Annotated in this window: 10 protein-coding genes and 5 pseudogenes; 8 read left to right on the forward strand and 7 right to left on the reverse strand. The window is 66.1% G+C overall.

Translation table 11 applies throughout. The features are described 5' to 3' along the window. Positions 1 to 56 precede the first annotated feature (56 nt). A complete protein-coding gene (locus tag AB0M80_RS37200; RefSeq protein WP_364574321.1) occupies positions 57 to 620 on the forward strand; it encodes an XRE family transcriptional regulator in 564 nt (187 codons plus the stop codon). Here the strand turns inward: AB0M80_RS37200 and AB0M80_RS37205 are convergent. Then, positions 590 to 892 (reverse strand): annotated as a pseudogene (locus AB0M80_RS37205) (helix-turn-helix domain-containing protein); the annotation flags it as partial. The gene AB0M80_RS37200 and the pseudogene AB0M80_RS37205 overlap by 31 nt on opposite strands. A gap of 190 nt (positions 893 to 1,082) precedes the next feature. Between AB0M80_RS37205 and AB0M80_RS37210 the strand changes: the two are divergent. Beyond that, positions 1,083 to 1,607 carry an RICIN domain-containing protein gene (locus AB0M80_RS37210; protein ID WP_364574323.1) on the forward strand — a complete coding sequence of 175 codons (525 nt, stop codon included), beginning with the start codon at positions 1,083 to 1,085 and terminating at the stop codon, positions 1,605 to 1,607. A 330-nt stretch (positions 1,608 to 1,937) separates the two neighbouring features. Here AB0M80_RS37210 and AB0M80_RS37215 read toward each other — a convergent pair whose 3' ends face one another. Next, a complete protein-coding gene (locus tag AB0M80_RS37215) occupies positions 1,938 to 2,423 on the reverse strand; it encodes a hypothetical protein (RefSeq protein WP_364574325.1) in 486 nt (161 codons plus the stop codon). A 245-nt stretch (positions 2,424 to 2,668) separates the two neighbouring features. Here AB0M80_RS37215 and AB0M80_RS37220 point away from each other — a divergent pair. The 3 genes and pseudogenes from AB0M80_RS37220 to AB0M80_RS37230 all read left to right on the forward strand — a co-directional run. Further along, positions 2,669 to 2,815, forward strand: a pseudogene (locus tag AB0M80_RS37220) (M20 family peptidase); the annotation flags it as partial. Positions 2,816 to 2,889: 74 nt separating this feature from the next. Then, entirely contained in the window at positions 2,890 to 3,390 is a 501-nt protein-coding gene (locus AB0M80_RS37225; RefSeq protein WP_364574327.1) for a helix-turn-helix domain-containing protein, read from the forward strand. Between the two features lie 2 nt (positions 3,391 to 3,392). Further along, the gene (locus tag AB0M80_RS37230) at positions 3,393 to 3,926 is read left to right on the forward strand and encodes a pyridoxamine 5'-phosphate oxidase family protein (protein WP_364574329.1); all 534 of its coding nucleotides are present in this window, start codon (positions 3,393 to 3,395) and stop codon (positions 3,924 to 3,926) included. Between the two features lie 32 nt (positions 3,927 to 3,958). On the opposite strand, the pseudogene AB0M80_RS37235 reads toward AB0M80_RS37230, so the two are convergent. Beyond that, positions 3,959 to 4,133 (reverse strand): annotated as a pseudogene (locus AB0M80_RS37235) (ferredoxin-NADP reductase); the annotation flags it as partial. A gap of 535 nt (positions 4,134 to 4,668) precedes the next feature. Between AB0M80_RS37235 and AB0M80_RS37240 the strand changes: the two are divergent. After that, on the forward strand, positions 4,669 to 6,096 hold the full coding sequence (locus tag AB0M80_RS37240; protein WP_364574331.1) for a HEPN domain-containing protein: 1,428 nt from the start codon (positions 4,669 to 4,671) through the stop codon (positions 6,094 to 6,096). A gap of 278 nt (positions 6,097 to 6,374) precedes the next feature. Beyond that, the gene (locus tag AB0M80_RS37245; RefSeq protein ID WP_364574333.1) at positions 6,375 to 6,629 is read left to right on the forward strand and encodes a hypothetical protein; all 255 of its coding nucleotides are present in this window, start codon (positions 6,375 to 6,377) and stop codon (positions 6,627 to 6,629) included. A gap of 214 nt (positions 6,630 to 6,843) precedes the next feature. Here the strand turns inward: AB0M80_RS37245 and AB0M80_RS37250 are convergent, their stop codons facing one another. Then, a complete protein-coding gene (locus AB0M80_RS37250) occupies positions 6,844 to 7,842 on the reverse strand; it encodes a hypothetical protein (protein ID WP_364574335.1) in 999 nt (332 codons plus the stop codon). Positions 7,843 to 8,103: 261 nt separating this feature from the next. Next, positions 8,104 to 8,353: pseudogene (locus AB0M80_RS37255) on the reverse strand (sigma factor); the annotation flags it as partial. Between the two features lie 403 nt (positions 8,354 to 8,756). Between AB0M80_RS37255 and AB0M80_RS37260 the strand changes: the two are divergent. After that, positions 8,757 to 9,206, forward strand: coding sequence for an STAS domain-containing protein (locus AB0M80_RS37260; protein ID WP_364574337.1), 450 nt, complete (start codon positions 8,757 to 8,759; stop codon positions 9,204 to 9,206). Between the two features lie 13 nt (positions 9,207 to 9,219). Here the strand turns inward: AB0M80_RS37260 and AB0M80_RS37265 are convergent, their stop codons facing one another. Continuing rightward, positions 9,220 to 10,458 (reverse strand): hypothetical protein, encoded by a 1,239-nt coding sequence (locus AB0M80_RS37265; RefSeq protein WP_364574341.1) that lies wholly within the window; start codon positions 10,456 to 10,458, stop codon positions 9,220 to 9,222. Between the two features lie 322 nt (positions 10,459 to 10,780). Beyond that, a pseudogene (locus AB0M80_RS37270) lies at positions 10,781 to 10,993 on the reverse strand (Imm7 family immunity protein); the annotation flags it as partial. Positions 10,994 to 11,097 lie beyond the last annotated feature (104 nt).

An 11,097-nucleotide genomic window follows, 5' to 3' on the forward strand; every position in this document is an offset into this window, starting at 1 on the left:
GAACGCCAGACCCTGCGTTCGTCAAGGCGAACAAACAGACCGATGGAGCGAACAGTATGGCTCAGGAAGGCACCGGGGCGCCGCTGGAGATCATCGCGGCCTCGCTGCGCCGCGAACGGACCCGGGCGGGGCTGTCGCTGACCGAGGTAGCGCGGCGCGCCGGCCTGGCCAAGTCGACGCTGTCGCAGCTGGAGTCGGGCACCGGCAACCCGAGCGTCGAGACGCTGTGGGCGCTCGGCGTCGCCCTCGACGTGCCGTTCTCCCGGCTGGTCGAGCCGGATCGGCCGAAGGTCCGGGTGGTCCGCGCGGGCAAGGGGCCGACGGTGTTCGCCGAACACGCGGACTACGCGTGCACGCTGCTGTCGGCCTGTCCCACCGGTGCCCGTCGCGACATCTACGTCGTCCGCGGCGAGCCGGGCACGCCCCGGCGCTCCGACCCGCACATGACCGGGGTGGTCGAGCACATCGTGCTGTGCGCGGGCCGGGCCCGCATCGGCGTCATGGACGACCCGCAGGAGCTCCTGCCCGGGGACTACATCTGCTACCCCGGCGACGTGCCGCACCTCTTCGAGGCGCTGGAGCCGGGCACCTACGGCGTAGAGATCTCCGAATACGTCTGACGCCGCAACGCCCGCCGGCAGGCGCCCACCCGCTCGCGGAAGCGGCGGCGCAGGTTGACCGCCGAGGCGAGACCGACGCGGGCCGCGACGGCCTCGACCGGGCGGTCCGTCCCCTCCAGCAGCGTGCGGGCCGCCGCCACCCGGCGGGCCGGCAGCCAGGCGCCCGGGCTCGTCCCCAGCCGGTCGGCGAAGCGCCGGGCCAAGGTGCGCGGGGAAACGTTCAGGTGCGCGGCCAGCTCCCCCACCGTCAACGACGTGCCGGGGCGGGTGCCGACGAGTCCGATGGTGCTGGGTGGCGGCCCGCCGACCTCAGGTCCGAGCTGAACCCGCCACCGGCGGGCGTTCCGGAGCTGTGTCGACGGATTGTCGACCGGTTGTCGACGGCGGGCCGGACGATACGCGGGAGGCCGGCGGGAGGCCGCCACCGCCTCGCTCTGGTGTCGACCGGGAAGAGGGAGCAAAGTGAAAATTCGCAGCAAAGTGGTCGCGGTGATGTCGGCGGGCCTGCTGGCCGTCGGCATGAGCGTGCTGGGCGCGGGAGTCGCGCACGCCGCCGACCCGCATCCGATCAGGAACGCCGGCAACGGCTTCTGCCTGCAACCCGAGGGAGGCTCCCTCGACCTGTTCGCGCCGATCGTGCAGGTGCCGTGCAACGGGAGTGCCGTGCAGCGCTGGTTCCCCCAAGGGTTCGGGGGAACCAACCGGTGGCAGTTCGCGAACGAGGCGAGCCACCTGTGCTTCGACGCCTTCGACGGCGCTTTCAACGGCGCGCGCCTCCTGCAGAACCAGTGCGCGGCGATCAGCAACGACCAGTGGAAGAGCAGCAGATCGCTGCCCGACCTCGTAACGCTGATGTCGAGAGTGGGGTTCCGGGACACCAACTTCTGCATCGACGTGCCGAACAACCAGCCGACGCCGGGCCTGGCCATGCAGCTGTGGCAGTGCAACACCACCGACGCGCAGAAATGGCTGGTCGGCTTCGCGTGACGAAGAATCGCGCGCGCCACCGAGGGGCTCGGTGCCGAACCGACCCCGTCAGTTCCGGAAGAGGATCCAGCGTCCGGTGATGGGATTTCACCGCTCGCGGTCCAAGACCCCGCGTGAACAAGAGAAGACCGCTTCCGTCGGCGGCGAGGACGGTTCGTTCTCGCCGCCGACGGGTCCAGCGCTTGGTCGCCGACGGCGAGACCGTGCTCGATGTGCCGGCGAAACTCTCGGTGCGGGTGCGGGTGTTCGCCACCGGCCAGGGCCGTAAGACCGACCCGGTCGACGCCCACCCAGTCACCGTGGTCGCCCTGCGCACCGGGTCGCGGGACGTCACTGCCAGCGAGACAGCCACCACCAACACCACAAATACCACTTCTCGAACCGCGCCCGGGACTTCTCCATCCTCCGGCCGTGGTGCCACATGAACAGCAGGACGGTGGCGCCCGCGCCGAGCAGGGTCAGCAGGCTGCCATACACGATCGGCACGGTGTGCTTGTCCCCACCGTCGAGTTCCGCGCGCCGTTCGTCCGGCCACACCCGGACCTGCACCCGGCGCCCCGGGACGATCACACGCCCCTGGTGGTGCTCGAAGGTCTCCGTCCTCCTCACCCCGTCGGGTCCGGTGTACTCGACGTCCGCGGTCTGGTGCCCCCGCGCCCCGGTCGTGACGACCCGCCCCGGGAAGAGCCCCGCCGACCGGTTCACATCCGCGGCCATGGAAACGCCGGTCCACACCACCGCGATCCCACCGACCAGCACCAATAGGGGAAGCCACAACAAGGCCGCCTCGGGCAGCCAGGACCTCGACGACGTCATGCCTCCAGCACGCCAGGAAGGCCCCCGCGGTTGCCCGGCGGTCCGGAAAGGCTTGCACCGGTTCAGCCGGTTGTCATCGGCCTTGCCGAAGGTCTCCACGCAGTACGCGGAGAGCGTGGCGGCAATGGGGCTTCGACCCGGTGTTCGTCTGGGCCCCTTCACCGTTCACGGGGCCTCTCGATCGACCGAGGTAGCTCTACCAGCCGCGATCGGCGAGCCGGTGCGGCTCCGGGAGTTCCTCGACGTTCGTGGCCGCGCTGGGCCACCCGGTGCTGGACGGCTTCGGCGCAGTCGGCGACGGCGCACACGTCCGGCACGAGCACATCAGCGTCGACGGGATGCTGGAACGTACGGCGCTGGCCGCCGCCCTCCTGCACCGGCTGGACGGCTGACCGCTCCCGGTTTACCACCGGCCGTTCCGGGGTAATACTGCTCTCGTAACGCAACCAGTTTCGAGGTGAGAGCGGTGAAGGAAGCCCGGTCGCAGTGTCCGATCAACCTGTCGCTGGAGGTCTTCGGCGACCGGTGGACGCTGCTCGTCCTGCGTGACGTCGTTTTCGGCGGGGCGCGGCACTTCCGGGAGCTGCTCGGCGGTGAGGAACGGATCTCGTCGAACGTGCTGGCCGACCGGCTGGCCACGCTCGTCGAGCACGGGCTGCTCACCCGGGCCGGGGACGCGTCGCACAAGCAGAAGGTCACCTACAGCCTGACCGAACGTGCGATCGACCTCGTCCCGGTGCTCGTGCAGCTCAGCGCCTGGGGGGTGCGGCACCTGCCCGTGGCCGACGCCTACGCGGCCCGCGCGGAAGTGCTCACCGCCGGTGGTCCGCCGCTGTGGGAAGCCTTCATGGACGAACTGCGCGAGACTCACCTCGGCACCCGCCGCGGGGAGGCGCCGGACGGCCCGACCGTCGCCGAGCGCCTCGACGCCGCCTACGCGGCATCCGGGGCCGACCGAACGGAGTGACGATGGAAACCCGGCTCGACGAACGGTTCAGCGATCCCGGCACCGAGGCCACCGGCTGGGCCGAAACCACGCGGGCGCTGGAAGAGGCCCAGATCAGCTGGCTCACGACCGTCCGTGCCGACGGCCGGCCGCACGTGACACCGCTGGTCGCGGTGTGGCTGGACGGGGCGGTCCACTTCAGCACCGGCGCCACCGAACAGAAGTACCTCAACCTCACGGCGAACCCGAACGTCGTGCTGACCACGGGTCGCAACGCCTGGGACGACGCCCTCGACGTGGTCGTCGAGGGCGTGGCCCGCCGCGTCACGGACCGCCCGACGCTCGACCGGCTCGCCGCGGCGTGGCTGCGGAAGTGGGACGGCAGCTGGGTTTACGAGGCGACCGACAACGGGTTCCGGCAGGGCGGCCACGACGACGTCGCTGTCTTCGCCGTCGAACCGGCGAAGGTCCTGGTCTTCGGCCGGCAGCGGACGACCCCCTCGGAGACGTCGATGCTGTCCGCTGTGGAGTTCACCCACACCAGCCACCGGCTCTGACGGGTCAAGCGCGGCCGAACAGCTTCGCCCGCCCCGCGCCGCGGTGCGCGGGCCCGCAACCGGCCGGCGACGGCGTCCTCGAGCAACGCCCCGACCGTCTCACAGGCACACGCCTTCTTTCGCGCCGATCCCACCGCTCGGGCCGCGCTTGATCCACCCGGCCACGTAGGTGCCCGGCTCGACCCGGCCGGCCGTGTTCGGGACCGTCCGGGCAACGTCTACCCGGCGACAGCGAACGAACCCCCGGACCACCACGACAAACGCCGCACCCTGCTGCGCGAAACCGTGCGGCGCGCAGTGATGCGCTGATCAAGCCTCCGTGCCGGCGATCGACGGGACAGCCGCAAGCTCAGATACTGGGAGTCAAGGGGTCGCAGGTTCGAATCCTGTCAGCCCGACGGACAGACTTGCAGGGCCCGTGAGCAGCATAACCGCAGCTCACGGGCCCTTGTCGCATCTGACTCGCACTCCCCCTGTTGATCAACGCCCGCCCCGCGGCGTGGACCACCCGTGGACCCGTTCGGGGCAGACGAGGTGCGCGCTCAGAAAGTCGTCGGCACCTCGGCTTGAAGAGGCTCCGGGTGGGCTTCGCACTGCATGGCGCTGAGCGAACCGTGACGCACCATCGTCCGGCACACCTGAACCGGGTACGCCCGCCTGCCCTTCAGATCGTGCATCCATCATGCGTCGACCAGTCCCCGTAGCATGACACCTCAAGCTAGGTACGGGGAGGTTCACAAGAGTGATCGACAACGTGGCGGATCCAGTATTCGACAACATGGCCGGCACCTTTTGGCTTGACGAGGAATCGCCCATTGCTGGCACCATCTCGTCCGCCGACGGCGTTTTCCGAGTCACCCTGGCCGGTATCGCGCGTCAACCGCAGTCGTTTCCCACGCGCATGGGCGCAGATTGGATAGCGATAGATATTAGCGGAAATCCCCGCGATATTGTGGCAGATTACAACCCCGTCCCACTACTCGGAACATTATCCGACGGACGGATCATCACGCTGCTAGACGCAAGACTCGCCGACGTCTTCCCCGAACCTGACAGGCAGACCCTCGAAGCAACACGGGCACTCGTCGGAGCGCGCGTCCCCACGGCAGAAACAAAATTTCGATCGGCACGCGTAACCGTCCCCATGCCCCATCAATGGGGCGGCATCTTCGCTTACACCGAACCAATCGAGGTAGATCTACATGAACTAAAAGGTGAGCTGACAAGCAAACTTGATGGCAACTTCGGATGGGTTAAACTGTCAACTATTGACCATCCCGGACTCGTAACCGAGGACTGGGATCGGCGATTTTGGAACAGGATTCTAACCCTACTTCGATTGTGGACCGATCAAAACGTCTCCGACGGCAGGCGTATTCAGCTCTCTCTCGAACCAGGGGGGCCATGGGCCGAACTTATCAACTCCAGAAGCAGTAGATCACACTTCGCACCCCATCAGACACTCCTCAAACCACATCGCCTCACCCTTCCCCTTGCAGCGGAGGCGCTGGTCGCATTCGAGTCCCTTGCTCCAGTTTCGGACATTGCCAGCAAGCACAAACTCGACAAGATGACACTCGAATCTGCACTACTAGCAAACGCAAGCTCCCTCGAAGGACTACACCGTCGCCGCGGGAAAACAAAGCCATTCCCCACCCTCAGCAACGGACAGACCGAGAAGATAGCGAAACATGCTGCTGTCGCCGCCGCTTCGAAAGCAATTAAATTAGGCGCACTCAGCAATGAACACATCGAGTCCTTTACAAAGCGCATGCGTGCAAGTTTTGAACATCTCAACGAGCCGACATTCAATGAACGCCTCAATGAACTGCTTCCACCAATCGAATCCATAGCCCCGGGACTAATTGGTCACGATCGAGCCAAGTGGATCAGCGAGGTGGTTTCGGCCCGCAATCTTGAGGCGCACCGATTCGACAAAGAAATTCCGAATCACCTGGAGCGAAACGACAACTACTATCAGCTAGCCGTTTCAACTGAGTGGGTGTTGTGGATTGCCGTTTTGCTCCGGCTCGGGGTCGATCAAGAAGAGCTTCGCGCGGGCCTACTCCAACACCAGCAGTTTTTGTTCGCACTAGCGAACATGGACAATTGCCAGTTTAGTTGGCCTGGATCCCGTCTCAAGGAATTCAAGAAGCACCCAGATCAGTAGCCTGCCGAGAGCGGAACCCTCTTACACGACGCGCAGCCGCGGACCGTTCTTCGACCGCGGCGCGGACAACTGTGCGCTCAGTAGGTCGCCGGCGTTCGCGGATCGAGGCGAGGTTCGGGTGGAGATACCGCTGGGTCGTGCTGAGCGACCCGTGGCCGGCAATCACCCGGAGCACGTGGACCGGCACCCTGAATCGGCCGACCAGAGCAGGCGCGGTTTACGTTCAGCTTGGACACGATGGCGCCTTCACGTTCGGAGTGAACGTCAGCACTAGGACCTTGGACGAGCCGTCCGACCACGACCACGTGGTCAACGCCGAGGTCGTGGACATCGCGGCTGGTGAGGCCATCAGTCTGGCCCATGCATTGGCCCACCATCTGCACCACGATTCGCCGATCGGCGTCCATGCGGGGATCGGCGCGCGTCCGAACTCCGAAGAGCGATACGTGTGCGCCGATCGCGACGACATCGGTCGTCTTGCGATCCGTTCGACATCACGCGCGCCGCGCCCGCATCCAGCCCTGGACGACTGAGATTCATCCGAATGACGCGCCTGAGGTTGCTCAGTCCTTGGCCGAGGAACTTTCGTCAGCCTTCCTGAACCAGTTCGGGGTTTGGTCACGCCTGTACCTATAGCATGCAGCCCTACCGGGCGCCGGGTATTGGAGAACTTCGATCAGGCGCGTGGATCGCGCGGGTGCCCGTAACGCTGTTTTCACAGCTCACGCACACCGCAAAGTCCAGGGGTCAAGGGACCCCCGGTGCGTAGCGTTCGAGTTCGGTGATCAGGCAAGCACTCACCGCGTGCTCTAATCGATGGCGGCGCCCGGGCTCATCGAGGAACGCGCCCTCATGCAGGAACTTCCCACGCTGCTGCGCCCACCATCGCACATCACCTTCTTCGATGCGGACGTCGTGCAAGGCGAGATAGTCACGTATCGCCTCGAAACTGCCCTTCGCTTGGGTGTGGTCAACCCTGTTTCGCAGCCGCTCGCGCTCAGACTTGGTCAGACCGAAGGTCTCGAACACCCCTTCCAGGTTGGCACGGAGGCGTCGACGCGCTCCTTTGCTCAGCCGGTCGAGCAGCGAGGTCTCGTCGGCGTCAACGAGTACCTCCAACGCAGCTGCGATAAGCGTGAACTTGACGACCTCGTCGCTGGCATTCTGCGCTGCGTGAAACAGGCGCAGCCCGTTGCGCAACCGAGGCGGCCACGCCCGCCGGCCCGCGTACCGGCGAACGTCTTCAGCCGGCGGGTGAGTGACAGTCGCAGCTCCGTGCATGTTGACGACCCGTCCAGCCCTGCGCAGTTCGCCGGTGGGGTCAAACATTTCGGCTCCGGCCTCAGTCACACCGCCGCCGACCACGTCGAACGGAGGCGGCGGGCCGTCGGCCTGGTAGACAGCGTCCGTGCGGCGCACCTGCTGACGTGGGTCCCTGATGAACTCGTAGCCGCTGAATGTCGCGGCAAGGGTCATCATCAAGTCCAAGGCCGCGTCCTCACCGGTACGCAGCGCCGTCGAGGCGTCCGGCGCACGTGCGGGTACCTCCAGTACGACTTCCGCCCCATCGATCGTCGCGGTAATGCCCTCCGGGAGCTCGAGCGGCGGTTGAAGGTGGTGATCATTGGTCGTCCGAATGACCAGTGTTACCACGTAGCTCCAGTCCGGCGGCTCGACGGCAGGTGACGGCGCGAGGCTTTGACGTTCGCCGCTGGGCCGCTTGTGCTCAGACGGTTGTTCCATCATACAGACTCAGTCGGATTGAAGCGTCCACGTGCTACAGCGGACCTGCATGCTCCTACTGCGGTCTATTCAAGGTCTACAGGTGTCACGCCAGACCAACGAGCGGCGATCGGTACGCCGAAAGGTGTCCTGAACTGCAGGTTCACTGGGCGCGTCGCCAAAGTTCGACACCAGCTACGACGGAGTCAAAACCCGTCCAGTGAGAGTTCGAATCTCTCCGGGGGCACCACCTGTGACCTGCAAAAACAGGCTCCTGGATGGGCTGCGGCGGACCTCGCTCAGGATGGTCGGCACGGCGAAGGACAGGAAGCCGGCGCGGTGTTCAGGGGCATAGCGGTCGACAGCGTGGATCAGGCCGGCCCGCGCGACCTGCAGCAAATCGTCGAACGGCTCTCCGCGGCCGCTGAAGCGCCGCGATGTGCGCGGCCAGCGGCAGGTACTCGGTGATCAACCGCAGACTCAGTTCGCTGCGTCGGGAGTCCTGCTCGGGAAGACGTTCCCGTTCGGCGAACAGCGGAATGCAATGGGCGTACTCGGTCGAGCGGCGGGAGTCGGCGCGGCGGGCGGATTTCGGTCGGGCGCTTGGACAACCATGCGCAGGCGGTGACCGTTCGCCGCCGAAACCACACGATCGGCTGGTCCTCGGTAGGGAGTTATGGCTTTGAAAGGAAAGTTGAGTATGTTTGCCGCCGAGACCGACGGCTGGACCGGCTTGTAGCCGGTCTGCTGGGAAGCGAAGCGTGCTGGTGCACGCGATTCCGTTGAGCGGGATGAGGCCGCGAGGTGCTGGGTCGTCTGCTCATCGGTTGTACCGTCGCAGTGCAGCGGTTCAGCTCAGGAGCCGTCGCGCCGCAATTCGCCAGCCCCGCCGGGCGGCGTGCGGCTGGACTGGTGCAGCGACGGTGAGGTCTCACGGTTTGTTCGAGGAGGCCATGCTCATGTCGTCGATATCGGTACCCCGGCCGCGAGACCCGCGACGCCGGCCAACGGCGTCGTTGTCGGTGGCCCGGAGTGCCGAGGCGAGTGTGGTCACCGCGGCAGGCGAGCTCGATCTCACCGTCACCGACCAGCTCGCCGCGCTGTTCGCCGAGGAACTGCGCCGGCGACCAGCGGCGCTGGTCTGCGATACCTCGCACGTGGAGTTCTGCGCCGCCCGCGTGCTGACGATACTGATCGATACCGTTGCCGACGCCGCTGTGGCGTGGGTGCCCTTCGCCGTGGCAGGGCGACGGCGCGCTCTCCTACGGCCGATCACCGCCCTCGGTCTGCAGCAGGCCCTGCCGGTTCACCTCAACGTCGCCGAAGCCCTGCACCGGCTGGCGCTCCCGCCTCGATTCGCCGACCGGGACAGCCGCGGCAGCTCCTGATCCTGATCCTGACCTATGGATTGATTCGGTACGCGGGGCCTTCAGGATCGTCTGGGTCTGTCCAGCCTTCTGGCTGCGGGTCACCCGGAGTTGGTTCCGGTCCTGGGTATTCTTTTGGCAACGGCCGGTCTTCAACAGCCACCGCACGCGAGCGAGGACGCCGGAGGAGCTCGCCAGCATGGTCGATCGAAAGGTACTCCTGGTCGAACAGTCCCGGCCTGGAGTAGCTGTCCTGTGTATCCGTGCGGTTCCGCGTACGCACGGCGCCTTCGCCGGCGCTTTCTTCGTCGTCCTCGCCGAACACCCACTGTCTGCACAACATGAGCTCGTGGTATAGCACTCGGGTGGTGTTCTGGCCGCCGCCGAGCACAGCCTCGGCACGCAGATGAGCCGTTTCCAGCGATTTTAGCGCGGCTTCGGGCGTCACCTCTCCGCTGCCTGCCCGCGCGAGTTCGAAGCCCGCCGTCGCCGTGTTAACCAGAGCCACGACACACTGCGGATGGCGTTCGCCGAGCGCGGCTGTGATTGCGTCGGCAGCGGCGCGCATGCTTTGAAACGCCGTGCGCGCGGCCGAGGTGGACTTCGTCCAGCGAGCCGCTTCAAATTCCGCCGCGGCAAGATTGACGCGGGCAACTAGGACCTGGGGATGCTCCGCCCCCAGCTCGTTCTCGAGGTTCACCGTCGACCCGCGCAACACGCTGGTTGCGCGCATCAGCTCGGAGACGTCTCTCCGCGCCCTGGCCAAACTGAAGCCAGCGGCCGCGAAGTTCAGTCGGACTGCCAGCGTCTGCTGGTTTTTCATACCCAACGCCGCGGAGAGCCGTTGCACCGTGAGCTCGAGGCGTTCGAGGATCCGCGTGGCGTCGGCCGTGAGGCCCGCGGCGAGCGCGGCCTGGATCTCGTTCGTCTCGATCGCGGCCGTGGCGACGAGAGCGGCCGGAGAACCCGCACCGACCTGCGATACGTACTGCGCCACCACCCGTTGCTGCCACGCCGCCACCGCGGCGATCCTCGTGGAGTCCGCATCCGGCTTGGCCAGCGCGGCGCGAACCGAAGCCATGAGCACGTCGACGGTATTGACGTCCTGACTGTTCGGCGGCGTGAGCCAGCGCTTCGCCCGGCGGAAATCACCGTCGCGCACGCCGAGCATCGCGAGGTTCGCCCGGCAGACGGCGGCCCAGCGAGAACCGACCTGGCCAGCGTCGAGGTAGGTGTCCTCCAACTTCGCATGGGCGACGGCGAAGTCCCCCAATTCCAGAGTCTGGCCGGACCCGGTCCTGCTGCCCAGTCTCAAGTATCCGCGAGGCGCTTTGCTTCCAGCAGCCATTGCAGGTCAAGCAACGACGTGCGCACCGGTGATTGTCAACGCGAAGTCGGGCTCGGCAAGCTGGCCGCAGAGCCCGTTGGGCAATCGAGTTATGACTACCGACAGCCGAGCGCTCGAGAGCGTCTCCTGCGGACTCCCCTCCATGCACCTGGCCAGCGGTTTCGTCGCGACCAGGGAGGTCTGGCGCAGCGTCGTGGACGTACAGCAGCCCGTATGACCCCGGGGCGAGCTGCCCGACCTTGGCGAACAAATCGACTACCGCTTCACCATGCTGCCCGCGGTGATTCGGGTTCCCACCGAGGTGGAGGTGGTACGTGCCATTCATCGGCCGAAGATCCATCAGTGCGTAGTCAGCGAACTCCTCAGCCAGAGCCTGGATCTCGCCGAGACGGAGGGGCGGTTCGTCGTCAAGCACTTCAGCAGTCGGGCGAAGCGTTATCCACCCGTGGTACTCGAACATGGCAAGAGTTTAGACCACGTCTCATTTGGGGTTGTTGTGGGTGAGCAGGTCCAGCTTGATAGCCCGGCGGTAGCAGATCACCGCGCAGGCGAGCTGGGTGAATG

Origin of the sequence: Amycolatopsis sp. NPDC051045 (assembly GCF_040682955.1) — a bacterium.
Classification (GTDB): Bacteria; Actinomycetota; Actinomycetes; order Mycobacteriales; family Pseudonocardiaceae; genus Amycolatopsis.